Consider the following 22188-nt stretch of genomic DNA (forward strand, 5'->3'; position numbering starts at 1 on the left):
GCTCCATAATTTACCGTAACTTGATTGCTGCGGCTTATGGTTGCTAGTTTATGAAGTAAGGTTATTCGATAGTTCTAATTAGAAAAACAGAGGTTCTAGTTAGAGTTAAATACTGTTTTCATGGGCAAGCTTTAGCCAGTGTGCAATAACATCTTTGCTAACTGTATTCCCCTGTTTTTCAATAGCTGTCATTATTTGCCCATTACTATTTTTGGCGAAAGGCTGTGTTATATCCATCTTCAGAAGTTCACTAGTGAGAGCTGCTATTATCTTGCTTGCATTATTCGCAGTTCTAGGGTGCATAGACTTATCTTTGCCAGAAATAACTTGCTCTGAGTCGTTTAGATTTTTTTAGCTTCTGCTAATTGGCTTTCAAGAGCTGCTACTTTTGCTTGAAGTTCTGCTATCAACTCTTTGTCACTTTTTATTGTTTTTTTACTATCACTAGACTTATCAGTAAGAAGTTTTGATATCTCATCGCGATGAGTAGGGCTTGCATTGTATGATTCCATCTGAGCATTCATATATTCATTAATCCTTGCTATTACTATCTTTTGAATATCAGTGGCTTCTTTTAAATCTGTACTATGATCAATCTCTACCTTAACAATATGTTCTGCAGCGGTTAGTTCATCTATTTTTTTCTGTGATAGTCCCGTTACAAGTTCATTAGAACTAAATAAGCTACCTGTTGCATCTCTACTTAAATAACCAAACCCTCTGCTCATAGCTTCATGAGCAGCATATTTTTTTATAAAGCTAACCTGCTTCAAAGCGTTAGACTTAAACAGCTCTAGCAATGAAAAATATAAGTCTGCATACTTCTCCTGTTCTTCATAAGCAAACCCTGTAATTACTGAGAAGCTCGTTACTTTATCAATCTCATAAAAAAAGTTACAAGTGCTTTGACAGTCATTTTCGTTATCCCCTTTAGGGCTAATATAACCTTTGTTTTTTCTATACAGAGTAGTAGTAGAAGGGAATGAGTTTATATTTAGATAAATTATAATCTCTTCTAGATTTGTCTGCTCAAAATCGATAAGCAGCTCAAGGAAGGTACAGACATTTATATATTGAATAGCCATATCTTTTTTATAGTTCTCTAAATAATCCTTAGCTGTTTTTAAACTCACGTTCGCACCTTTCTACCTTTAAATTAAAGTTAAATGTAAGACAAGCCAATCCAAAGGTTTGTGAGTAGCTGGCTTTCAAGTAATCAGTCCTAGCCTTACAGAATTTTTATAATCATTATTATTTTCTTAATCAAAAAATCACCCACCAAATTTAGCACAAAAAAAAGCCAACCATTGAAAACAATGATTGGCTTTTCTCTTTACTGCTATGTTTGGTCGGAACGGCAGGATTTGAACCTGCGACCACTACACCCCCAGTGTAGTGCGCTACCAGACTGCGCTACGCCCCGAGTGACTGACTATTTTACGCAAAATTATGTATATTGCAAGGGCTATTTATAGCAGCCAAACTCTACAATATTATTCTGCATAGCATAGTCAGTATAATCGCTTAGCAGCTAATATTAACCCAATAATTCTTTTAGAATTTGGTTCACTTGCTGTGGGTTAGCACTACCGCGACTGGCTTTCATGACTTGACCGACCAGACCGTTAAAGGCTTTTTCCTTACCACCGCGATATTCTTCGACCATCGCTTCATTTTTTGCGATGACTTCTTCGACCATCGCTTTGATAGCGCCAGTATCGGTTTCTTGCTTAAGGCCTTTGTCTTTGATGATTTTATCTGCTGCATCATCGCCATCGCCGCCTTCGCTCTCGTATAGAGCACTAAAGACTTTCTTAGCCAGTTTGCCAGATAACGTGTCATCTTTGATACGTTTGAGCATGCCAGCCAATTGCTTGGCGCTGATAGGGGAGTCGATGATATCGGTGTCATCTTTGTTCAGGGCGCCGAGCAAGTCACCCATGACCCAGTTGCCAGCCATTTTGGCATCTTGCTGACCGATTTCAGCTACCACATCTTCGAAGTAATCAGCAATTTGACGACTACCAGTTAAGATACGTGCATCATATTCTGACAGACCAAGTGCTTCTTCAAAGCGTGCGCGACGAGCGACTGGTAGCTCTGGCATCGCTGCTTTGATTGCATCAACCGTATGCTGCTCGATACGGACAGGTAGCAGGTCAGGATCAGGGAAGTAGCGATAGTCGTTAGCGTCTTCTTTGGTACGCATGGTACGCGTTTCATCACGATCTGGATCATATAGCATCGTCGCTTGAACGACTTTGCCGCCATCTTCTAGGATATCGATTTGACGTTCGATTTCACGATTGATAGCACGCTCGATGAAGCGGAATGAGTTTAGGTTCTTTAGCTCAGTACGTGTACCAAGATCATCACCAGGCTTGCGCACAGAGACGTTACAGTCACAGCGGAATGAGCCTTCGGCCATCACTGCGTCTGAGATACCTAGCCAAGTGACTAGCTGATGGATGGCTTTGATGTAGGCAAGTGCTTCGTGGGCTGAGCGCATGTCTGGCTCAGAGACGATTTCAATTAGCGGCGTACCAGCACGGTTAAGATCCACACCCGTCATACCATCGACGGCATCATGGACAGATTTACCTGCATCTTCTTCTAGATGTGCGCGAGTGATACCCATACGTTTCGGATATTCGTTCTTTTCGCCTTCATTGACCACGACATCGATATAGCCAACGCCTACGATAGGATTGGCCATCTGAGTGATTTGATAGCCTTTAGGCAAGTCAGGGTAGAAGTAGTTTTTACGGTCAAACGTATTAAATAGACCCAACTCAGCATTGACACCAATGCCGAATTTTAGCGCACGATCGACCACGCCAGCATTTAGCACTGGCAATACGCCAGGCAAACCCAAATCGACGATACTTGCTTGGCTGTTTGGCTCATGACCAAAGTCAGTCGGTGCACTTGAGAAAATCTTACTTTCCGTATTTAGCTGGCAGTGAATCTCGATACCGATGACCACTTCATAGCCATCGACAAATAGCTCTTTACGCACGGCGTGTTCACGGACGGCATTGTTATCAGTAGTAGCTGTACTCATTATACCGTCTCCTTTGCGATGGTAGAGTGTTGTAGGTGATGATCAGTATGCTGCTGGAACAGGTGCGCAGTCGTGAGCAGTTGACTCTCTTGCCAGTGCTTACCGATCAATTGCAAGCCAATAGGTAGACCTTCCGTCGTCAAACCAACTGGCTGACTGAGGGCAGGTAGACCCGCTAGGTTGACCGCGATGGTATAGACGTCGCCTAAGTACATCGTTGCAGGATCTAGGTCTTCACTAAGCTTATAAGCCGCAGTCGGTGCAGTTGGGCTAGCAATCACATCACAGCTAGCAAATGCTTCATCGAAGTCTTTAACGATTAAGCGGCGAATCTTCTGTGCTTTAGTATAGTAAGCATCAAAGTAGCCAGCCGATAGCGCATACGTTCCTGTCAAGATACGGCGCTGTACTTCAGGGCCAAAGCCTTCAGAGCGTGAGCGTGTGTATAGATCGATAAGATCCGTTGGATTCTCACAGCGATAGCCAAAGCGTACGCCATCGAAGCGTGATAGGTTCGATGATGCTTCAGCAGGTGCTAGCATGTAGTAAGTGGCAAGTGTGATCTCAGGATCAGTGATGTTTACTTCTACAATCGTTGCGCCTAGCTCTTCGTATTTCTTGAGCGCGGCACGTGCTGCTTGCTCGACTTCGCTATCAAGCCCTGTACCGAAGTATTCTTTTGCTACACCAATACGCAAGCCAGAAAATGGCTTATCACCAGCAGCAGCTTCTGCATCATTGATGTCTTGTACGTAGTCAGGCATCTCGTACTTGATAGAAGTTGCATCGCGTGGATCATGACCAATCATTGGTTGAAGCAGATAGGCGCAATCTTTCGCGCTACGTCCCATGCTACCCGCTTGATCCAAACTTGAAGCGTAGGCAATCATACCAAAGCGTGACACACGGCCATAAGTAGGTTTGATACCCGTTAGACCACAGAATGAGGCAGGCTGACGAATAGAGCCACCAGTGTCACTACCGGTAGCAACAGGGACAAAACCAGCGGCAACGGCAGCAGCACTACCACCTGAAGAGCCACCAGGGACGCGCTCTAGGTTCCAAGGGTTCTGTACCGTACCGTAGTATGAGCTACTGTTGTCTGAGCCCATCGCAAACTCATCCATATTGAGTTTACCTAAGCTAATCATGCCTGCTTTGTCGATGTTAGAGACGATAGTCGCATCATATGGAGAGATAAAGTTATGTAGCATCTTTGAGCCACAAGTGGTCAGTACGCCTTGGGTACAAAAGATGTCTTTGTGCGCCATCGGTACGCCAAGTAATGGACGCTGATCGCCTTGTGCACGCATCTCGTCTGCCGCTTTAGCTTGTGCGCGTGCTGTCTCAGAGGTATGAGTGATAAAGCTGTTAATCTTGCTGTCTAGCGCATCGATACGCTTGATGTAGTGTTCAGTTAATTCTGCGCTGCTAAATTGTTTGTTTTGCAAACCAGTAATGAGTTGCTCGGTACTTAATAAATGAAGTTCAGACATAAGGTGTCGTCCGTCAAAATGTTAATAGCATAAAATAAAATGAGATAATGGCAAATGCGTGATTGTATTACTCAGCCATTATTATTCAATCACCTGAGGCACTAGATATAAGCCTTCTTCTACGGCAGGCGCGACTGACTGATTACGCTCACGATTGATATCGTGTTTTGCTACATCAGCACGCAGCTCTTGGCAAGCTTCATGGATATTGGCTAGGGGCTTGATGTCTGTCGTATCAACGTTAGATAGCGTATTCATCAGTTTTAATACTTTACTGATATCATCAGCATAGCTATCGGCTGTACTTTCATCGACACCTAAGCGGGCAAGGTTGGCAACTTCTAGGATTTCTTCACGGCTGACGTTGCTGTCAGACGTTGCTGGCTGCTGAGACATAGTTTCTCCAGTTAAGGACAGTTTTTGTTAGAGTAGTTGATTACGAAAACGAAAATACGTAAGCGCTAAAATAGAAACAACTAAAATAGATATAAATAATCAGTGGGCTTATTATAAAGCATCTGACTCAAGTTTACAGAGCATGACGCTTGATTGATGCACAATCTCAACCAAGAGACTGAATTGATAAAGACGTAATATTAAATAAGATATGGTGCTAGCCGAGCCGTAATGCCAATTAAGACACAATGATTTACAGAGAATTGCAAAACTGACCCCCTAATTCATCATTGTTCTTCAATTGCTCTCCAATTAGCTTCTAAAATACGTTACAGTATGCATCTGCTATTAAGCAAAGCATTCATCTGCCTGTAGAGCCTTGTTAGTTATCAGATTAAATGATGTTTCATTGAGTTGAATGATATTCACTACTATTTCAAACTTTGTAACAACTTTTGGCGTCTAAGACAAAAATCCTTACTTACTGATGCAAATATCTATGTTTTTTTTGAGCTAAATCGGTATAATTTAGCTCAGTTTTTTCATTTCATCATTATTGTTTGGATTTTGACTTGTTGGGATGATTAACTGTTGCCACAAGTAATGTTTAACGACGACCTGCTCAATACTGACGAGTAACACCTCAGTCAATCTCATTCGCCTCATTCGTAAGACGCTGGATATATTAGTCATGAACCTGTTTGGATTTTTATCAAATAATATCGCTATCGACCTCGGTACTGCGAACACCCTAATTTTTATTCCTAATAAAGGCGTCGTGCTTGACGAGCCAACGGTGGTCGCGTTACGAAGCAATCGTACTCAGAACCCGACCGTCGCCGCTGTTGGTATCGATGCCAAGCAGATGCTAGGTCGTACGCCTGCGAACATCACAGCAATTCGCCCGTTAAAAGACGGTGTGATTGCTGATTTTGAAGTGACGCAAAAAATGCTTAAGCACTTTATCGCTAAAGTAAAAGCCAAGCGTTTTATGGCACAGCCTAACGTTGTGGTTTGTGTACCATGCAAGTCTACTCTAGTTGAGCGCAAGGCGATTCGTGAGGCAGTATCATCAGCAGGTGCGAGCAAAGTACTATTGCTAGAAGAGCCGATGGCTGCGGCTATCGGTGCTGGTATGCCAGTTCATGAAGCCAGTGGTTCTATGGTGGTGGACATCGGTGGTGGTACGACTGAGATTGCTGTTATCGCACTGTCTGGTTGTGTATATGCTGAGTCGATTCGTATCGGTGGCGATATGTTTGATGAAGCGATCATTACTCATGTACGCCGCACGCATGGTTGTGTCATCGGTGAGACGACTGCTGAGCGCATCAAAAAAGAAGTCGGTTCTGCATTGAATGAAGACAGCCAACTAGAAGTAGAAGTTCGTGGTCGTAGCATGGCAGAAGGTGTGCCAAAGACCTTTACTGTCAATTCAGAAGAAGTGCAAAAAGCGTTGACTGATCCATTGAGCGGTATTGTTAGCGCTGTAAAAGTAGCGCTTGAGCAGACTCCTCCAGAGTTATCATCAGATATCGCTGAGCGTGGCATTGTATTGACAGGTGGCGGCGCGCTATTACGTGACTTAGACAAACTTATCTCACAAGAGACCGGTTTGCCAGTGACGGTAGCAGAAGATCCATTAACCTGCGTTAGTCGTGGCGGTGGTATCGCGCTTGATTTCATCAATAACAAAAGTTTAAACATGATTTTTGTTTAAGTCATCTTTATCCTTAATTGCTATATAGTCTTGGCAATATATGATGATTTATGTGAATGATGAAACTATAAATATAGTCGGTTCAATATAATTTGGATACAGGAAAGCCGAGCGAAAGTACTACAAGTATTAGGCTGAGCGCGACTGACACCGTATCTAATTTATAGAAAATTGACTATATATAAAATTAAAGGTAGCCGATTGTGCTACCTTTAATTGCATTCATTTGTGCTAGAACCCAATATCCTCGATAAACACTCATGCTGTAAATAAGTGCTATTGTTTATTTTAGAATCCTTAAATCAGACGACTTATGACTCCAAGTATTTTTGCTCGCCAGCCGTTATCACTTCGTAAGACTGTTATCGTATTGATAGCAGCCTTAATTTTGATGTGGTTTGATAGCAAAAACTCTGATTGGTTCAAGCCTGTACGTAGCACCAGTCATGCCGCCATGCAGCCAATCTATGAGCTGTCTCTATTGCCAAGCTATGCAAAGCATTGGGCTGGTGGCAGCCTGCAGTCAAAAGAAGCATTGCGCCGCGAAAACATGCAGCTAAAGTCGCAATTGATACATGCGCATGCCAAACTACAACAGCAAGATTATATTTTGGCGCAGAACGCACGCCTGCAAGGTATTTTATCTACCACCAAGCCTGAGCAGTTCGATCTTAATTTGGCGCAAGTCATTGGTACAGATACCAATTTGCTTAGACAGATTGTCGTGCTTAATAAAGGTGAGCAGGACGGCGTACAAGTTGGGCAAACGGTCATCGATGAAGACGGTGTATTAGGACAGATTATCAATGTCTATCCGAATACTAGCCGTCTGTTGTTGATTACAGATGAGCAGCAGTCAGTTGCGGTTACTGTTAAGCGTACTGGTCAGCGCGCCATCGTTACAGGCCAAGGCATCCCATCTTCATTGAGTCTCAATTACGTCTTTAAGACGTCAGATGTGCGAGTAGGTGATGAACTAGTGTCTTCAGGACTGGGCGGTCGTATTCCGGCAGGTTATCGAGTAGGGCGTATCGCGCATGTCAAAGACGAGCAAACCGATAACTTTAGAACGATCGAAGTTACTCCAGCAGCCAACTTTATCGATAATGCCTATGTCTTAATACTTCAAGACAAGCTGTTAAATGAGAACAATGCTGCTGCTATTGCTCCGTAGATAACGACGTAAGTCACAGTAGTAACGTTTTAAAGCTGTTCACTTATGGTATTCACCTTGCCAATATCCAATCAACAATATAACCGCAACCATCAAACACTCGCTAAGGTAAGTACCCATGTCGTATCCTGATTCTGAGAATGCCACGGTACTATTGATAGTTGTGATTGTTCTAAGTTTCATCGCTGCATCATCACTCAATGTCTATCCATTAAGCCCAAGCATGGCCACATTGCGTCCCATGGTCATGATTATGGTACTGATCTATTGGCTGCTGTTTCAGCCGCGCTATGTTGGCATTTTTACCGCATTTTCGGTTGGGCTGATTGCTGATTTATTGATGGATACCCATTTAGGTCAGCAAGCTTTTGCCGCTGTTGTGGTTGCACTGGTTATCAAAATTACCAGTATCTACGTCAGACAGTTGAATACCGTTAGTGCGTGGCTGATTGCTAGTCTAGGGCTGATTGTCTTTCAGTTAAATCTATGGATACTACAGATGTTTATTCAAAACGTCTTTGTCGCTCAGTCTGCTTTGTCACTGTTTATGAGTATCATCAGCTGGCCACTCGTGTTGTTTGCTTTACGCAAGTTTTCGCGTTAATGAGTCACTAGTTATAGCTGTTACTCTGATTAACAGCTTAGCTTGCTCTGTATGCAATACTATATAACCACACACATCATAAATTTATAAATGAAGAGAATATCGATGGATATCGTTTTGGCATCTGGCTCTCCGCGTCGTCGTGAGCTACTAGAAAGAGCGCAACTAGACTTTACTATCTTAAGTGTAGATATTGATGAGACGCCGTTAGATAATGAGTCGCCGACAGACTATATCGAACGCATGGTCGCAACCAAAGCCGATGCCGCGATACAAAAATTGTGCGACACATCTCAAGCGGATCACGATAGCCTTACCTCACCGTTTATTATTCTGACCTCTGACACCATCGGTGTGCTGTCAGATGGTAAGACAGTCTTGGTCAAACCTGTCGATCGTGAGCATGCATATAGTATGTGGCAGCGTATGTCTGATAACGTCCACGAAGTATGGACTGCTGTGCAAGCGACTCAAGTACAGTTATTGCCTAAAGCAGAACGAAACCCCTCAGAACCTACACAGTGCTTGCAAATTATTAATCAGCAGCGAATCACTGAGCATACGGAAGTAACTTTTATACCACTGACGACACAAATGATGAGCGACTACTGGGATAGTGGCGAACCTGCTGATAAAGCAGGTGGGTACGGCATTCAAGGACTGGGTGCGGCGTGGGTCAGTCGTATCAACGGTAGCTACACCAATGTCGTTGGTCTGCCACTGGCACAAACACTGGCACTAATCAAAGAAATGACAGAAGGCAATATGGACACAGTCAACCCGTTATAATGGGATATGCACATAATGACACGGTAGGGTAATGGGCAAGAGCAAGTCGCATTTGTTACACTGTCAATCTAATAGGCGATGACCGTCTAATAAGAAAGCTGAGAGATAAGAGAAAAAACTATGTCCGAAGAGCTGCTGATTAATATTAGTCCAATGGAATCCCGTGTTGCGGTTTTAGACAATGGTATTTTGGGCGAGATTTATATTGAACGACATCACAAACTGGGGTTGGTCGGCAATATCTATCTGGGGACGGTCGTACGTGTCCTTCCTGGTATGCAGGCAGCCTTCGTAGATATTGGTCAATCACGGACCGCATTTCTACATGTAAACGATATGCAGCGTGAACCGCGCCCGGTTGCAGAAAAAAACAAAGCGGCTAAGGCCACGAAGCACGAGATAAATGAGGACGATGCTACTGCCAACGCTTCTGCTGATAGCTTGGCTGTGACACCACCTATTGTCAGCGTGCAAAGCACAGAGATCGTACCAGCGTCTAAAACATTGATTCAGCATCGTCTGCATGAAAGTCAGCGTATTTTGGTACAGGTAACCAAAGACCAGTTAGGAAGTAAAGGTGCTCGTTTAACGACCAATATCTCGCTGCCATCACGTTATCTAGTATATTTGCCATCGAGTGATCATATTGGCATATCGCAGCGTATTGATGGCGAAGAAGAGCGTAGCCGATTAAAGACTGAGCTTAGTAGCCTAATGCAAACGGTCAATCTAAAGGGTGGACTGATTGCCCGCACCGCTGCTGAGCGTGTGCCTGTCGATAAGCTAGAAGAGGACATCTATTATCTATTGCAGCTGTGGCGTACTATCTGTGCTCGTCGCCAAGAGATTAATCATCATCAGAGCTCAGAGCTGATCTATCAAGAACTGTCATTACCATTACGTTCTATCCGTGACTTGGTTCACGCTGATACTGAAAAAGTCATTATTGATAATACGCAGATTTATGAGCAAGTCAGATATTTTGCCAAAGAGTTTGTTCCATTTGTCTATGATCGTATCGTGCATTACACCGCTGAGCAGTCGTTGTTTGATGTACACCGTGTCGAAGACGACTTACGTGATGCACTAAAGCGCCGTGTCGATCTAAAGTCTGGTGGCTATCTGATCATCGACCAGACAGAAGCTATGACCACGATTGATGTCAATACAGGTTCTTTTGTAGGCGGTCGCTCATTAGAGGATACGGTTTATAAGACTAATCTAGAAGCCACACATGCTATCGCTCGACAGTTGCGCTTACGTAATCTAGGCGGCATCATTATTCTAGATTTTATCGATATGCTTGAGCAACAACATAAAGATGACGTGCTTGAGAGCTTACAGGCGCAGCTTACCCAAGATTATGCAAAAACCAAGATTACGCAGGTCAGTGAGCTTGGCTTAGTAGAGATGACACGCAAACGCACGCGTGAATCATTGGGTCAGCAGCTTTGTGAGCCGTGCTCAACTTGTCAAGGACGAGGGTTTGTCAAAACCGCAGAGACCGTTTGCTTTGAGATTTTCCGTGAGATCATGCGCTGCGCACGCACTTATAACTCTCCTAAGAAATTCACAGTAGTGGCTCATGCAGCAGTCATTGATTTACTACTTACAACAGAGTCAGACACAGTGGCTGATTTAGAGTATCTATTGGGCAGGGTCATTACTTTTGATGTAGAGAATCTATACACTCAAGAGCAGTATGATATTGTTTTAGATTAATATTATTCAAAACAAATAATAATTTCAGATGAAAATATTTGTGTGTTTAGTAACCAGTATAAGAAAGAGCATCTCTAATCATACTAGAGATTGCTCTTGCAATACCTAAAATACTATGTATAATATACACCACTGAATTATATATGCGCAGCTGAATAAAAAAAGCTGGCGCTATGACAGCTAGAGCATCGTTTCTAGCACTATTTCATTATGCCTTTGCTACTTTCCATTTAATAGGAGGGTTGGCGGGGCTTTAAACTATTTTGCTTTTGGCACGCTATAAGTTCGGATAAAGAACTCATTCTGGTTAAGAACAGAAGGCCGCTTTAAGTGAATATTTAACCAAACTGCTTTTGATCATGGTCTTGCGACGCAAGAATGACAAAGGCACATATTAGGAGCTTGCTGGCATGGCTAACCAGAGAATCCGTATCCGTCTTAAGTCTTTTGATCATCGTCTGATTGATCAATCTGCACAAGAGATTGTTGATACTGCAAAGCGCACCGGTGCGCAAGTTTGTGGTCCTGTACCGTTGCCGACTCGCATTGAGCGCTTCAACGTTCTAACCTCACCACACGTTAACAAAGACGCTCGTGACCAGTACGAAATCCGTACTCATAAGCGTATGGTTGATATCGTTCAGCCAACTGACAAAACTGTGGATGCGCTAATGAAATTAGATTTAGCGGCGGGTGTTGACGTTCAAATTGCTTTGGGTTAATGCACATTAAACACCCAACCCATTAATATAAGATATAAAGAGGTCTAAAATGGCGATCGGTTTAGTCGGTAAAAAGTGCGGCATGACCCGTGTCTTCACTGAAACAGGCGCATCTATCCCTGTAACAGTTGTTGAGGTCGATGCAAACCGCATTACTCAAGTAAAAAATACTGATGTAGATGGTTATCAAGCCATCCAAATTACCACAGGTACTCGTCGTGACAGCCGCGTAACAGCTGCACAAAAGGGTCACTTCGCTAAAGCTGGTGTTAAAGCTGGCCGTGGTGTTTGGGAATTCCGTGCCAACGAAAGCGATCTTGAAGGTCGTGAGATTGGTGGCGAGATTCTAGCTGACTTGTTCGAACAAGGTCAGATGGTTGATGTGACAGGACAGAGCAAAGGTAAAGGTTTCCAAGGCCCTGTTAAGCGTCACAACTTTAGTATGCAAGATGCTACTCATGGTAACTCAGTGTCTCATCGTGCGCATGGTTCAACTGGTCAAAACCAGTCACCAGGTAAAGTATTCAAAGGCAAGAAGATGGCGGGTCAGATGGGTAACAAACGTGTTACCGTTCAGGGCCTAGAAGTGATTTCGGTTGATGCCGAAAAAGGGTTACTTGTCATCAAGGGTGCTATCCCAGGTGCCACCGGTGGCGATGTTATCGTACGTCCGTCAGTCAAAGCCTAAGCAAGGGGATTAACGTGGATTTAAAAACAGTTACAGGTGCGGCGGTTGAGCTTTCTGATACGGCATTTGGTCGTGAATTCAACGAAGCACTAGTGCATCAAGTCGTCACCGCTTATTTAGCTGGTGCTCGCCAAGGTACACGCGCACAAAAAACACGTGCCGAAGTTTCTGGCGGTGGTATTAAGCCATGGCGCCAAAAAGGTACTGGTCGCGCTCGTGCGGGTTCTATTCGTAGCCCAATCTGGCGTTCAGGTGGTCGTGCATTCGCTGCAAAACCACAAGATTGGTCACAGAAAGTAAACCGTAAAATGTATCGCGGTGCGATGCAGTGCATCCTAGCAGAATTGATTCGTCAAGAGCGTCTGATTTTGGTAGAAGAGTTGAGCGTTTCTGGGCCGAAAACCAAAGAACTGATTGCTAAGTTAAACGATCTGAATGCACCTCGTGCACTAATCGTTACTAAAGAAGTTGATGAAAACTTATACTTAGCTGCTCGCAACATTCCACACGTCAATGTACTTGGTACAAATGAAGTGGACCCAGTGAGCTTGATCGCATTTGATAAAGTGATCATGTCAGTTGAAGCTGCGAAACAATTTGAGGAAGCACTAGCATGAATAACGCAAGACTTTATCAGGTCTTAAGAGGGCCTGTATTCTCAGAAAAATCTCAAATGCTTGGCGACTCACTTGGTGTGCAGGTATTTAAAATTGATTCTAATGCTACTAAGCTTGAAGTCAAGAAAGCAGTTGAGTTGATGTTTGAAGGTGTTGAAGTCACTAAAGTAAACACTTTGAATGTTAAAGGTAAGACAAAGCGTTTTGGTAAAAGCATCGGCCGTCGTAACGACTACAAAAAAGCCTATGTTACCTTAAAAGCTGGTCAAGATGTACAAATGGCTGATGCTGGTGAAGAAGTAGCGAATACTACTGATTCTACTAGTGAAACAGCGAATAACGAATAAGGATTACACTCATGCCTATCGTAAGAGCAAAGCCAACATCACCAGGCCGTCGTTTTGTTGAAAAAGTAGTGCATCCACACCTGTACAAAGGTCGTCCGTTTGCAGCACTTCTAGAATCAAAAAGCAAGTCAGGTGGTCGTAACAATAATGGCCGCATTACTACTCGTCACATTGGCGGTGGTCATAAGCAACATTATCGCATTATCGATTTCAAACGTACTAAAGACAATATCCCAGCAACGGTAGAGCGTATCGAATACGATCCTAACCGTACTGCTCATATTGCTCTACTTAAGTATGCTGATGGCGAACGTCGTTACATTATCGCTGCTAAGAAACAAGTAGTTGGTGATACAGTAATGTCAGGCGAGACTTCTCCAATTCGTCCAGGTAACTGCTTACCGCTAAAAAACATCCCATTGGGTACTGTGATTCACAATATCGAGCTTAAAATCGGTAAAGGTGCACAGATGGCTCGTTCTGCGGGTGCTAGCGTTCAGTTACTAGGTCGTGACGGTGTTTATGCTATTCTACGTATGCGTTCTGGCGAAACTCGCCGTGTACACGTAAATTGCCGCGCTGTTATTGGTGAAGTTTCTAACACTGAAAACAACTTGAAATCACTTGGTAAAGCCGGTGCTTCACGTTGGCGTGGTGTTCGTCCTTCTGTTCGTGGTGTCGCTATGAACCCGGTTGATCACCCACACGGTGGTGGTGAAGGTCGTAACAAAGGTCGCCATCCAACCAGCCCTTGGGGTCAGAAGTCTAAAGGACTTAAAACGCGTCACAATAAGCGTACTGACAACATGATCATCCGCCGTCGCGCCAAGAAGAAATAAAGGAAGAATTTCATGCCTCGTTCATTGAAAAAAGGTCCATTCATAGACGCGCACTTGTTTGCTAAAGTTGAGAATGCATTAGACACCAACTCACGCAAGCCAATTAAGACTTGGTCGCGCCGCTCGATGATTCTGCCACAAATGGTTGGCCTAACTTTATCTGTTCACAACGGCCGTACTCATGTACCGGTTATCGTGAGCGAGCAGATGGTTGGTCATAAACTAGGTGAATTTGCCCCGACTCGTACGTATCGTGGTCACGGCATTGACAAAAAAGCTAAGAGATAAGGTGCTTACCATGGAAGTAACTGCAAAATTACGCGGTGCCGCCATATCGGCACAAAAAGTTAGACTCGTTGCTGATGAAGTTCGTGGCAAATCTATTGAGCGTGCTTTGGATATCCTAACGTATAGCAATAAAAAAGGCGCTGTGTTTGTTAAGAAATGCCTTAACTCAGCCATCGCCAATGCCGAACATAATCACGGCTTAGATATTGACGACCTAAAAGTCGCTACTATCTATGTTGATGAAGGCATTACGCTAAAACGTATCCTACCACGTGCCAAAGGCCGTGCTGATCGTATCAGCAAGCGTACTTGTCACATCACTATAAAGGTAGGAGAATAAGTTATGGGTCAAAAAGTACATCCAATCGGAATTCGTCTTGGTGTTGTAAAAAAGCATAACGCAAACTGGTATGCTAACCCTAAACAATACTCAGAATACCTAATCAACGACATTCAAGTTCGTGAATATCTACGCAAAAAGCTAGACAACGCTATGATCAGCAACATCATGATCGAGCGTCCTACTGGCGCTGCTAAGATTACCATCGCCACTGCGCGTCCTGGTATTGTTATCGGTAAGAAAGGCGAAGATATCGAAAGACTTCAAAAAGAATTGACCAAAATTATGGGCGTACCTGCTCAGGTCAACATTGAAGAAATCACGTCACCTGACCTTGATGCACGTTTGGTAGCAGACGGCATCGGTAGCCAGCTTGAGCGTCGTGTTATGTTCCGTCGTGCGATGAAACGCGCGGTACAGAACAGCATGCGTTCTGGTGCTAAAGGTATCAAGGTTGAGCTGTCTGGCCGTCTAGGCGGTGCTGAGATTGCTCGTAGTGAATGGTACCGTGAAGGTCGTGTGCCATTGCATACACTCCGTGCTGATATTGACTACTCGTCAATTCGTGCAGAGACAACTTACGGCACCATCGGTGTTAAAGTTTGGATTTTCCGTGGCGAAATCCTTGACGGTATGAACAGCGTATATAATCCCGTCAAAGAAGAGCAGACTCGTGCGCCAAAACGCCGTGGTCGTGGAAACCGTCGAAACTCAGACAGAGGTTAAACTATGTTACAGCCAAAACGTACCAAGTTTCGTAAAATGCACAAAGGTCGTAACACTGGGCTAGCTCATCGTGGAAGCACCGTTGCATTCGGACAAATTGGTCTAAAATCATTGACGCGTGGTCGTATGACAGCTCGTCAAATCGAAGCAGCACGTCGTACCATCACTCGTAAAATTAAGCGTGGCGGTAAGATTTGGATTCGTGTATTCCCTGACAAACCAATTACTAACAAACCATTAGAAGTACGTATGGGTAAAGGTAAAGGTCCAGTCGAATATTGGGTATGCGAAATCAAACCTGGTAAAGTGCTATATGAAATTGAAGGGGTATCTGAAGAGCTTGCTCGTGATGCATTAACGCTCGCTGCAGCAAAATTGCCCTTTAAAACTACCATTGTTAAGCGGACGATAATGTAATGAAGATCAGTGAATTACGTGATAAATCATTAGAAGAACTGACCCAGTTACTTGATGAAAAGCAACTTGATGCTTTCCGTATTCGTATGGCTAAAGCAACTGGTCAGTTGGGTAATACCCATGAAGTTAGAGCCAATCGTCGTACGATTGCCCAGCTTCAGACTTTGATTAACGAGAAACAACGAGGCGACTCATGAGCGATAACAATCAAACAGCTACCAATGCTAGCGTATTGACAGGACGAGTTGTCAGCGACAAGATGGACAAGTCCATCACAGTTTTGATTGAGCGTCTGGTTCGTCATCCTTTGTATGGCAAGCAGCTTCGTCGTTCTACGAAAATCAAAGCTCATGATGAGAATAACGTTTGCCAACAAGGCGACCTTGTCCGCATCAAAGAAACGCGTCCAATCTCAAAAACTAAGTCTTGGACTTTAGTTGATGTGGTTGAAAAAGTAGAAAAAATCTAAGTAAATTGCATTAAAAGCCAGAAGCTGTTAAAATAGCCGCCTTTTTAAGGATGCTGATTGCGCCGAGCGTATATCACTCACATTAAGAGTAAGTCGCGGTTATTTATATTAAAATGCCGTCCTACTCATTCTGTGCTAGCGGCAGCAACTGGTTTTTATTGCTCATACGTGTGGAGTAACGCTATGATTCAGGTTGAGTCAATGCTGGAAGTTGCAGACAATAGCGGTGCAAGGCGAGTTCAGTGCATTAAAGTACTGGGTGGTTCTCATCGTCGTTATGCATCAGTTGGCGACATTATTAAAGTAACGGTTAAAGAAGCCATTCCTCGTGGTCGTGTTAAAAAAGGCGACGTGATGAATGCAGTAGTTGTACGTACCAAAAAAGGCGTTCGTCGTCCAGATGGTTCTGTGTTACGTTTTGACGACAATGCTGCGGTATTGTTGAACCAAAACAAAGCGCCGATTGCAACTCGTATTTTTGGACCGGTAACTCGTGAACTACGTGGTGATCAGTTTATGAAAATTGTATCACTAGCACCAGAAGTATTGTGAGGTAATCCATGTCAAAATTACGTAAAGGCGATACAGTTATCGTGATTGCTGGGAAAGACAAAGGCAAGCAAGGTACTGTACAAGCTGTAAAAAACGATCGTATTAAAGTTGAAGGCATTAATATTGTTACTAAACATCAGAAGCCAAATCAGGCAACTGGCGTTGAAGGTGGCATTCTTAAGCAAGAAGCTTTTCTGCATATCTCAAATGTCGCAATCTTAAATGCGCAAACCCAAAAAGCAGACCGTATTACTTATCAGTTTGGCGAAGACGGCAAGAAACAACGCGTCTATCGTTCAAGCGGTGAAGTAGTGGCGACTGCGTAAGACACTAAGGGTGTAATGGTAATGGCAAGATTAAAATCTTTATATAACGATGAACTAAAGCAGCAAATCAAAGAAGAGCTTGGTTTGGTAAATGTGATGCAAGTGCCTAAAATCACTAAAATCACACTTAACATGGGTGTAGGCGGCGCGTCTCAAGACAAGAAATTGTTGGAAGGTGCTGTAGCTGATATGACCGCGATTGCTGGTCAAAAACCTGTTGTCACCAAAGCGCGTAAATCAGTTGCTGGCTTTAAGATTCGTGAAGAATGGCCAATTGGCTGTAAAGTAACGCTACGCGGTGAGCAAATGTACGAATTTTTAGATCGTCTCGTTGCCATTGCAATTCCTCGTATTCGTGATTTCCGCGGTTTTTCACCTAAAGCCTTTGACGGACGTGGTAACTACTCATTGGGTATCAAAGAACAAATCGTATTCCCAGAAGTAGATTTTGACAAGATTGATCGTATCCGTGGTATGGATGTGACAATCACTACGTCAGCTCAATCTGATGAAGAAGGTCGTGCGTTGCTTAAAGCATTCGGCTTCCCATTTAAATAAGGTAAAGACGTTATGGCAAAGAAGAGCATGATTAACCGCGAATTAAAGCGCGAAAAAATGGTTGCTAAATATGCTGAAAAGCGTATCAAGCTAAAAGAAACTATCAGTGATATGACTGCAAGTGACGAAACTCGTATGGAAGCGATGTTAGAGCTACAAGCTCTTCCACGCAACTCATCACCAGTACGTCTGCGTAATCGTTGTGCTATCACCGGTCGTCCTCACGGTTACTTCCGCAAGTTTGGCTTGTCACGCAATATGCTGCGTGAGCGTGTCATGCAAGGCGATGTGCCTGGTGTTCGTAAAGCAAGCTGGTAAGGAGTAACTATATGAGTATGCAAGATACCGTTGGGGATATGCTAACCCGTATCCGTAACGCACAAATGGCTAACAAAGTATCGGTAGCAATGCCGAGCTCTAAATTACGTAAATCAATTGCTGATTTACTAGTTAGCGAAGGTTATGTGGCTAGCGCTGTTGTTGCTGAAGAAGAAAACAACAAAGCAACCCTTACTATTGAATTGAAATATTTCGAAGGCCGTGCTGTCATCGAAACTATCCAACGTTATAGCCGTCCTGGTTTACGCCAGTTCCGCGGTAAAGACGCTATCCCTACTGTTAAGCAAGGTATGGGTGTTGCTATCGTATCTACTAGCCAAGGTATCATGAGCGATCGTGCTGCACGCGCTGCTGGTATCGGTGGTGAAATCGTCGCATTTGTAGCGTAAGCTATACGACGATGAAGTCTATTTGATGGTTGTTAGGCTTCTATTGGTTGAGTAATATTAAATTATTTCGAATTGATAGATGTCTAACACAGTCAACTATGCTAAACTAACACGCTTTTTAGCCTGTTAGTTTTTTCGCTAATATAAAGAAGTTAAATTTTTTAAGGAATATTCCTATGTCTCGTGTGGCTAAAGCCCCAGTGACGCTGCCAAACGGCGTAAGCGTTACTTTGAACGATCGGCAGGTCGAAGTTAAAGGCAAGAACGGTTCTATGTCTTTACGCCTGCATGAATTGGTCGAGCTGAAACAGGAAGATGATGCTATCATTTTCTCACCTACAGTCGATTCAAAAGAAGCTATGATGCACACTGGCACCATGCGCGCTCTTGTTAACAACTATGTTACTGGCGTGAACGAAGGCTTTGAAAGACGTCTTCAGTTGATTGGTGTTGGTTATCGCGCGCAAGTTACTGGTAACAAAGTAACCTTGAACGTTGGTTATTCTCATCCAGTAGAGTATACGTTACCTGAAGGTGTATCAGCTGAAACGCCAACGCAAACTGAAATTGTTTTGAAATCAAACAATAAACAGCAGCTTGGTCAAGCAGCCGCCAACATCCGTGGTTTCCGCCCACCTGAGCCTTACAAAGGCAAAGGTATTCGTTATAGTGACGAGCATGTGATTCGCAAAGAAGCTAAGAAAAAATAAGGTGAGTTGAAATGTTTGATAAAAAAGCAGCTCGTCTGCGTCGAGCTAAGAAAACACGCGCGCATATCCGTTTCTTAGGCGTTCATCGCTTAACGGTTAACCGCACGTCAAAACATATTTATGCCCAGATTATCTCTCCAAATGGTGGTGAAGTGATTGCTCAGGCATCTACCTTAGACAGCAGCTTGCGTTCAGGCGCGACTGGTAATGCTGATTCAGCAACGTCTGTAGGCCAAATGATCGCAGAACGCGCAAAAGCAGCTGGCATTACTAAAGTTGCCTTTGACCGTAGTGGTTTCAAATATCATGGTCGAGTTAAAGCTTTAGCAGAAGCTGCTCGCGAAAACGGATTGGAGTTTTAATCATGGCTAGAAATGATAAAAATGATAAAAATGAACAGACTGACGGTCTAGTAGAACGCTTAGTTACCGTTGATCGCGTAGCGAAAGTTGTTAAAGGTGGTCGTATTTTCTCTTTCACTGCATTGACTGTAGTGGGCGATGGCAATGGTCGTGTTGGTTTTGGTCGCGGTAAAGCACGTGAAGTGCCAGCTGCTATCCAAAAAGCACTAGAAGCTGCCAAACGTAATATGATTACTGTTGAGCTAAATGATGCAACTTTGCATCATCCAATCAAAGCACGTCATGGTGCTAGTAAAGTCTATATGCAACCTGCATCTGAAGGTACTGGCGTAATCGCTGGTGGCGCAATGCGTGCTGTATTAGAAGTTGCTGGTGTCAAAGATGTTTTGACTAAATGTTATGGTTCTACCAATACTGCTAACGTTGTTCGCGCAACGTTTAACGGTTTACGTGATATGTCAACTCCAGAGAAGATGGCAGCTAAACGTGGTAAATCTGTAGACGAAATCTTGGGTTAACTTAGACTAGGTGAGTTACGATGAAAAAAATGAAAGTCACTCAATTTAAATCGGGTGCCCATCGCCTAAAGAGCCACAAAGCGAGCTTGAAAGGATTGGGTTTACGCCGTATTAATCATACTGTAGTAGTAGAAGATACTCCTTCGACTCGTGGTATGGTCAATCGCGTTAACTACATGGTAAAAGTGGAGGAAGCGTAATGGGTCTTAGATTAAATGAATTATCACCAGGTGTTGGCGCAAAGAAAACTGCCCAACGTCGTGGTCGTGGTATCGGTTCAGGTCTTGGTAAGACTGGTGGTCGTGGTGTAAAAGGTCAGAAATCTCGTTCAGGTTCTAGCATTCGCTCAGGATTTGAAGGTGGTCAGATGCCTCTATATCGCCGTCTACCAAAATTTGGTTTTACCAGTAAACTGGCTATGAAGACTGCTGAAGTACGTCTTTCTGAACTGAATAAAATTGAAGGCGATGTAGTTAGCCTTGAAACACTTAAAGCTGCTAACCTTATCCGTCACGATATGAAACGTGCTCGTGTAATGCTATCAGGCGAAGTCACTAAAGCTTATACTTTCAAAGGTATTAAAGTGACTAAAGGTGCTAAGCAAGCTATCGAAGCTGCTGGTGGTAGCATCGAGGAGTAGTAACGTGTCAAAACAATCAATGTCATCGGCTGGTATACCGCTTAATCCATTCGCATTTATACGTAAGTATGATGAGTTATGGACGCGTTTATTATTTTTAATCGGCGCATTGATTGTTTATCGTTTAGGGTCACATATTCCAGTTCCGGGTATTAACCCAGTTAACTTGGCTGATCTGTTTTCGCGCAACGAAAACACCATTCTGAGCATGTTTAATATGTTTTCAGGTGGTGCGCTAGAGCGTATGTCTATCATGGCGCTTGGCATTATGCCATATATCTCAGCATCGATTATCGTACAGATGATGTCTGCAGTATTGCCATCGCTTGAAGCCCTCAAAAAAGAAGGTGAAGCGGGACGACGCAAACTAAACAAGTACACCCGTCAGGGAACGCTTGCTTTAGCACTAGTACAGTCATTAGGAATGTGTGCCGGCTTAATCAGCCAAAACCTTACCTTATCTACTGGTCTTACCTTTTATATTCCAGCTGTTACTTCTTTAGTAGCAGGCGCAATGTTCTTAATGTGGCTTGGTGAGCAGATTACAGAACGTGGCGTAGGTAATGGTATTTCAATGCTCATTTTTGCGAGTATTGTGGCTGGTACGCCAGGTATGATTTCGCAGTCTATTGAACAGGTCAATCAAGGTCAGATGAACTTGATTGTGCTATTTATTTTTGTACTGCTAGGTATCGCGGTTACTGCGGGTATCGTTTATATTGAACGTGCTCAACGTCGTGTTCCTGTGAACTATGCACAAAAACAGCAACAAGGTCGCAAAATTTATGCCCAGCAGCAATCACATTTGCCGTTGAAGCTAAATATGGCAGGGGTTATCCCCGCTATTTTTGCCAGTTCTTTGTTATTGTTTCCTGCAAGTTTAGGGCAGTGGGTTGGTCAATCGACTGATCCTACCTTTGTACAGAAAATACTTCAAAATATGGCATTGGTGTTGTCTCCAGGACAGCCGCTATATTTAGTACTGTTTGGCGCAATGATTATCTTCTTCTGTTATTTTTATACGGCATTAGTATTTAGTCCGCGTGAAGTAGCAGAGAACCTTAAACGTAGTGGTGCGTATATCCCAGGTATTCGCCCAGGACAACAAACTCAGCGTTACCTCGATCATGTATTAAACCGACTGACCTTTATTGGCGCGATGTATATGACGGTTATTTGTTTAATGCCAATGGTCGTCCAGTCATCGTTTGGTGTGCCGTTTCAACTCGGTGGTACGTCTTTACTGATTATGGTGGTTGTGGTAATGGACTTCATCTCGCAGATTCAAGCGCATTTGATGACCCATCAATATCATGATCAGACGTTAATTCAATCGCCCACTCAACCTTAAATGAGCGGTACGATATTTCAAGGAG

33 protein-coding genes and 1 tRNA gene are annotated in these 22188 nt (G+C 43.5%); 27 read left to right on the top strand and 7 right to left on the bottom strand.

All coding sequences use genetic code 11. The annotated features are described in order from the left end of the window. Positions 1 to 105: 105 nt before the first annotated feature. From B2863_RS02270 to B2863_RS02300, 7 genes are all read right to left on the bottom strand, one after another. A complete protein-coding gene (locus B2863_RS02270) occupies positions 106 to 303 on the bottom strand; it encodes a hypothetical protein (protein WP_296207258.1) in 198 nt (65 codons plus the stop codon). Positions 304 to 341: 38 nt separating this feature from the next. Beyond that, positions 342 to 1133, bottom strand: a complete 792-nt coding sequence (locus B2863_RS02275; protein ID WP_296207259.1) for a hypothetical protein — start codon at positions 1131 to 1133, stop codon at positions 342 to 344. Positions 1134 to 1346: 213 nt separating this feature from the next. Next, a tRNA-Pro gene (locus tag B2863_RS02280) sits at positions 1347 to 1423 on the bottom strand. A 114-nt stretch (positions 1424 to 1537) separates the two neighbouring features. After that, positions 1538 to 3064 (bottom strand): Asp-tRNA(Asn)/Glu-tRNA(Gln) amidotransferase subunit GatB, encoded by a 1527-nt coding sequence (gatB, locus tag B2863_RS02285; protein WP_296207261.1) that lies wholly within the window; start codon positions 3062 to 3064, stop codon positions 1538 to 1540. Further along, positions 3064 to 4560: an Asp-tRNA(Asn)/Glu-tRNA(Gln) amidotransferase subunit GatA gene (gene gatA, locus B2863_RS02290; protein ID WP_296207262.1), complete on the bottom strand. Its 1497-nt coding sequence runs from the start codon at positions 4558 to 4560 to the stop codon at positions 3064 to 3066. Before gatA ends, gatB begins: the two co-directional genes overlap by 1 nt. Positions 4561 to 4641: 81 nt before the next feature. Next, positions 4642 to 4956, bottom strand: a complete 315-nt coding sequence (gatC, locus tag B2863_RS02295) for an Asp-tRNA(Asn)/Glu-tRNA(Gln) amidotransferase subunit GatC (protein WP_057758683.1) — start codon at positions 4954 to 4956, stop codon at positions 4642 to 4644. 528 nt (positions 4957 to 5484) lie between these two features. Further along, positions 5485 to 5613, bottom strand: a complete 129-nt coding sequence (locus B2863_RS02300) for a hypothetical protein (protein ID WP_261863515.1) — start codon at positions 5611 to 5613, stop codon at positions 5485 to 5487. A gap of 25 nt (positions 5614 to 5638) precedes the next feature. On the opposite strand from B2863_RS02300, the gene B2863_RS02305 reads away from it, so the two are divergent. The 27 genes from B2863_RS02305 (at position 5639) to secY (ending at position 22163) form a co-directional block, all read left to right on the top strand. After that, entirely contained in the window at positions 5639 to 6676 is a 1038-nt protein-coding gene (locus B2863_RS02305) for a rod shape-determining protein (protein ID WP_057758685.1), read from the top strand. 313 nt (positions 6677 to 6989) lie between these two features. Then, positions 6990 to 7850 (top strand): rod shape-determining protein MreC, encoded by an 861-nt coding sequence (gene mreC / locus B2863_RS02310; protein WP_102077941.1) that lies wholly within the window; start codon positions 6990 to 6992, stop codon positions 7848 to 7850. A 118-nt stretch (positions 7851 to 7968) separates the two neighbouring features. After that, positions 7969 to 8454: a rod shape-determining protein MreD gene (gene mreD, locus B2863_RS02315; protein WP_296207266.1), complete on the top strand. Its 486-nt coding sequence runs from the start codon at positions 7969 to 7971 to the stop codon at positions 8452 to 8454. A 105-nt stretch (positions 8455 to 8559) separates the two neighbouring features. Beyond that, positions 8560 to 9243, top strand: a complete 684-nt coding sequence (locus B2863_RS02320) for a Maf family protein (RefSeq protein ID WP_296207268.1) — start codon at positions 8560 to 8562, stop codon at positions 9241 to 9243. Between the two features lie 120 nt (positions 9244 to 9363). Continuing rightward, on the top strand, positions 9364 to 10965 hold the full coding sequence (locus B2863_RS02325; RefSeq protein WP_296207269.1) for an Rne/Rng family ribonuclease: 1602 nt from the start codon (positions 9364 to 9366) through the stop codon (positions 10963 to 10965). A 410-nt stretch (positions 10966 to 11375) separates the two neighbouring features. Beyond that, positions 11376 to 11687, top strand: a complete 312-nt coding sequence (gene rpsJ, locus B2863_RS02330) for a 30S ribosomal protein S10 (protein WP_010196670.1) — start codon at positions 11376 to 11378, stop codon at positions 11685 to 11687. 49 nt (positions 11688 to 11736) lie between these two features. Continuing rightward, positions 11737 to 12375 carry a 50S ribosomal protein L3 gene (gene rplC, locus B2863_RS02335; protein ID WP_057758696.1) on the top strand — a complete coding sequence of 213 codons (639 nt, stop codon included), beginning with the start codon at positions 11737 to 11739 and terminating at the stop codon, positions 12373 to 12375. A 14-nt stretch (positions 12376 to 12389) separates the two neighbouring features. Further along, complete coding sequence (gene rplD / locus B2863_RS02340) at positions 12390 to 12992, top strand: 50S ribosomal protein L4 (protein ID WP_057758698.1); 603 nt, start codon at positions 12390 to 12392, stop codon at positions 12990 to 12992. After that, the gene (gene rplW / locus B2863_RS02345) at positions 12989 to 13339 is read left to right on the top strand and encodes a 50S ribosomal protein L23 (RefSeq protein WP_057758700.1); all 351 of its coding nucleotides are present in this window, start codon (positions 12989 to 12991) and stop codon (positions 13337 to 13339) included. The genes rplD and rplW overlap by 4 nt, the downstream gene beginning before the upstream one ends. Before the next feature lie 11 nt (positions 13340 to 13350). Continuing rightward, entirely contained in the window at positions 13351 to 14178 is an 828-nt protein-coding gene (rplB, locus tag B2863_RS02350) for a 50S ribosomal protein L2 (RefSeq protein WP_057758702.1), read from the top strand. 12 nt (positions 14179 to 14190) lie between these two features. After that, complete coding sequence (gene rpsS, locus B2863_RS02355) at positions 14191 to 14466, top strand: 30S ribosomal protein S19 (RefSeq protein WP_010196682.1); 276 nt, start codon at positions 14191 to 14193, stop codon at positions 14464 to 14466. A 10-nt stretch (positions 14467 to 14476) separates the two neighbouring features. Next, positions 14477 to 14806, top strand: a complete 330-nt coding sequence (rplV, locus tag B2863_RS02360) for a 50S ribosomal protein L22 (RefSeq protein WP_021813373.1) — start codon at positions 14477 to 14479, stop codon at positions 14804 to 14806. A 3-nt stretch (positions 14807 to 14809) separates the two neighbouring features. Next, entirely contained in the window at positions 14810 to 15532 is a 723-nt protein-coding gene (rpsC, locus tag B2863_RS02365) for a 30S ribosomal protein S3 (protein WP_057758704.1), read from the top strand. 3 nt (positions 15533 to 15535) lie between these two features. Continuing rightward, positions 15536 to 15949, top strand: coding sequence for a 50S ribosomal protein L16 (rplP, locus tag B2863_RS02370; RefSeq protein ID WP_025644399.1), 414 nt, complete (start codon positions 15536 to 15538; stop codon positions 15947 to 15949). Then, entirely contained in the window at positions 15949 to 16146 is a 198-nt protein-coding gene (gene rpmC / locus B2863_RS02375) for a 50S ribosomal protein L29 (protein ID WP_025644397.1), read from the top strand. The genes rplP and rpmC overlap by 1 nt, the downstream gene beginning before the upstream one ends. Then, entirely contained in the window at positions 16143 to 16418 is a 276-nt protein-coding gene (gene rpsQ, locus B2863_RS02380) for a 30S ribosomal protein S17 (protein WP_021813375.1), read from the top strand. Before rpmC ends, rpsQ begins: the two co-directional genes overlap by 4 nt. Before the next feature lie 183 nt (positions 16419 to 16601). Next, a complete protein-coding gene (gene rplN, locus B2863_RS02385; RefSeq protein WP_010196702.1) occupies positions 16602 to 16970 on the top strand; it encodes a 50S ribosomal protein L14 in 369 nt (122 codons plus the stop codon). Positions 16971 to 16978: 8 nt separating this feature from the next. Further along, positions 16979 to 17296 (top strand): 50S ribosomal protein L24, encoded by a 318-nt coding sequence (rplX, locus tag B2863_RS02390; protein WP_101204866.1) that lies wholly within the window; start codon positions 16979 to 16981, stop codon positions 17294 to 17296. A gap of 21 nt (positions 17297 to 17317) precedes the next feature. Next, positions 17318 to 17854: a 50S ribosomal protein L5 gene (rplE, locus tag B2863_RS02395; RefSeq protein ID WP_296207270.1), complete on the top strand. Its 537-nt coding sequence runs from the start codon at positions 17318 to 17320 to the stop codon at positions 17852 to 17854. 12 nt (positions 17855 to 17866) lie between these two features. After that, positions 17867 to 18172 carry a 30S ribosomal protein S14 gene (gene rpsN / locus B2863_RS02400; RefSeq protein WP_010196705.1) on the top strand — a complete coding sequence of 102 codons (306 nt, stop codon included), beginning with the start codon at positions 17867 to 17869 and terminating at the stop codon, positions 18170 to 18172. An 11-nt stretch (positions 18173 to 18183) separates the two neighbouring features. Then, positions 18184 to 18582, top strand: a complete 399-nt coding sequence (gene rpsH, locus B2863_RS02405; RefSeq protein ID WP_101204864.1) for a 30S ribosomal protein S8 — start codon at positions 18184 to 18186, stop codon at positions 18580 to 18582. 176 nt (positions 18583 to 18758) lie between these two features. Next, the gene (gene rplF, locus B2863_RS02410) at positions 18759 to 19292 is read left to right on the top strand and encodes a 50S ribosomal protein L6 (protein WP_057758710.1); all 534 of its coding nucleotides are present in this window, start codon (positions 18759 to 18761) and stop codon (positions 19290 to 19292) included. An 11-nt stretch (positions 19293 to 19303) separates the two neighbouring features. Beyond that, a complete protein-coding gene (gene rplR, locus B2863_RS02415) occupies positions 19304 to 19654 on the top strand; it encodes a 50S ribosomal protein L18 (protein WP_057758713.1) in 351 nt (116 codons plus the stop codon). A gap of 2 nt (positions 19655 to 19656) precedes the next feature. After that, positions 19657 to 20172 carry a 30S ribosomal protein S5 gene (rpsE, locus tag B2863_RS02420; RefSeq protein ID WP_057758716.1) on the top strand — a complete coding sequence of 172 codons (516 nt, stop codon included), beginning with the start codon at positions 19657 to 19659 and terminating at the stop codon, positions 20170 to 20172. Between the two features lie 20 nt (positions 20173 to 20192). Beyond that, a complete protein-coding gene (gene rpmD / locus B2863_RS02425; RefSeq protein WP_057758718.1) occupies positions 20193 to 20372 on the top strand; it encodes a 50S ribosomal protein L30 in 180 nt (59 codons plus the stop codon). Continuing rightward, positions 20372 to 20812: a 50S ribosomal protein L15 gene (gene rplO, locus B2863_RS02430; protein WP_057758719.1), complete on the top strand. Its 441-nt coding sequence runs from the start codon at positions 20372 to 20374 to the stop codon at positions 20810 to 20812. Before rpmD ends, rplO begins: the two co-directional genes overlap by 1 nt. 19 nt (positions 20813 to 20831) lie before the next feature. After that, a complete protein-coding gene (secY, locus tag B2863_RS02435; protein ID WP_166739245.1) occupies positions 20832 to 22163 on the top strand; it encodes a preprotein translocase subunit SecY in 1332 nt (443 codons plus the stop codon). The last annotated feature ends 25 nt before the right edge of the window (positions 22164 to 22188 follow it).

The sequence above is a fragment of the Psychrobacter sp. UBA3480 genome, assembly GCF_002377945.1.
In the GTDB taxonomy this organism is placed as follows: domain Bacteria; phylum Pseudomonadota; class Gammaproteobacteria; order Pseudomonadales; family Moraxellaceae; genus Psychrobacter.

Bases quoted from the DNA above. Each gene is read 5' to 3' on its own strand.
- B2863_RS02270 (WP_296207258.1), bottom strand. From the start codon at position 303: ATGCACCCTAGAACTGCGAATAATGCAAGCAAGATAATAGCAGCTCTC.
- gatB (WP_296207261.1), bottom strand. From the start codon at position 3,064: ATGAGTACAGCTACTACTGATAACAATGCCGTCCGTGAACACGCCGTG.
- gatA (WP_296207262.1), bottom strand. From the start codon at position 4,560: ATGTCTGAACTTCATTTATTAAGTACCGAGCAACTCATTACTGGTTTG.
- gatC (WP_057758683.1), bottom strand. From the start codon at position 4,956: ATGTCTCAGCAGCCAGCAACGTCTGACAGCAACGTCAGCCGTGAAGAA.
- B2863_RS02300 (WP_261863515.1), bottom strand. From the start codon at position 5,613: ATGAGATTGACTGAGGTGTTACTCGTCAGTATTGAGCAGGTCGTCGTT.
- mreC (WP_102077941.1), top strand. From the start codon at position 6,990: ATGACTCCAAGTATTTTTGCTCGCCAGCCGTTATCACTTCGTAAGACT.
- mreD (WP_296207266.1), top strand. From the start codon at position 7,969: ATGTCGTATCCTGATTCTGAGAATGCCACGGTACTATTGATAGTTGTG.
- B2863_RS02320 (WP_296207268.1), top strand. From the start codon at position 8,560: ATGGATATCGTTTTGGCATCTGGCTCTCCGCGTCGTCGTGAGCTACTA.
- B2863_RS02325 (WP_296207269.1), top strand. From the start codon at position 9,364: ATGTCCGAAGAGCTGCTGATTAATATTAGTCCAATGGAATCCCGTGTT.
- rpsJ (WP_010196670.1), top strand. From the start codon at position 11,376: ATGGCTAACCAGAGAATCCGTATCCGTCTTAAGTCTTTTGATCATCGT.
- rplC (WP_057758696.1), top strand. From the start codon at position 11,737: ATGGCGATCGGTTTAGTCGGTAAAAAGTGCGGCATGACCCGTGTCTTC.
- rplW (WP_057758700.1), top strand. From the start codon at position 12,989: ATGAATAACGCAAGACTTTATCAGGTCTTAAGAGGGCCTGTATTCTCA.
- rplB (WP_057758702.1), top strand. From the start codon at position 13,351: ATGCCTATCGTAAGAGCAAAGCCAACATCACCAGGCCGTCGTTTTGTT.
- rpsS (WP_010196682.1), top strand. From the start codon at position 14,191: ATGCCTCGTTCATTGAAAAAAGGTCCATTCATAGACGCGCACTTGTTT.
- rplV (WP_021813373.1), top strand. From the start codon at position 14,477: ATGGAAGTAACTGCAAAATTACGCGGTGCCGCCATATCGGCACAAAAA.
- rpsC (WP_057758704.1), top strand. From the start codon at position 14,810: ATGGGTCAAAAAGTACATCCAATCGGAATTCGTCTTGGTGTTGTAAAA.
- rplP (WP_025644399.1), top strand. From the start codon at position 15,536: ATGTTACAGCCAAAACGTACCAAGTTTCGTAAAATGCACAAAGGTCGT.
- rpmC (WP_025644397.1), top strand. From the start codon at position 15,949: ATGAAGATCAGTGAATTACGTGATAAATCATTAGAAGAACTGACCCAG.
- rpsQ (WP_021813375.1), top strand. From the start codon at position 16,143: ATGAGCGATAACAATCAAACAGCTACCAATGCTAGCGTATTGACAGGA.
- rplN (WP_010196702.1), top strand. From the start codon at position 16,602: ATGATTCAGGTTGAGTCAATGCTGGAAGTTGCAGACAATAGCGGTGCA.
- rplX (WP_101204866.1), top strand. From the start codon at position 16,979: ATGTCAAAATTACGTAAAGGCGATACAGTTATCGTGATTGCTGGGAAA.
- rplE (WP_296207270.1), top strand. From the start codon at position 17,318: ATGGCAAGATTAAAATCTTTATATAACGATGAACTAAAGCAGCAAATC.
- rpsN (WP_010196705.1), top strand. From the start codon at position 17,867: ATGGCAAAGAAGAGCATGATTAACCGCGAATTAAAGCGCGAAAAAATG.
- rpsH (WP_101204864.1), top strand. From the start codon at position 18,184: ATGAGTATGCAAGATACCGTTGGGGATATGCTAACCCGTATCCGTAAC.
- rplF (WP_057758710.1), top strand. From the start codon at position 18,759: ATGTCTCGTGTGGCTAAAGCCCCAGTGACGCTGCCAAACGGCGTAAGC.
- rplR (WP_057758713.1), top strand. From the start codon at position 19,304: ATGTTTGATAAAAAAGCAGCTCGTCTGCGTCGAGCTAAGAAAACACGC.
- rpsE (WP_057758716.1), top strand. From the start codon at position 19,657: ATGGCTAGAAATGATAAAAATGATAAAAATGAACAGACTGACGGTCTA.
- rpmD (WP_057758718.1), top strand. From the start codon at position 20,193: ATGAAAAAAATGAAAGTCACTCAATTTAAATCGGGTGCCCATCGCCTA.
- rplO (WP_057758719.1), top strand. From the start codon at position 20,372: ATGGGTCTTAGATTAAATGAATTATCACCAGGTGTTGGCGCAAAGAAA.
- secY (WP_166739245.1), top strand. From the start codon at position 20,832: ATGTCATCGGCTGGTATACCGCTTAATCCATTCGCATTTATACGTAAG.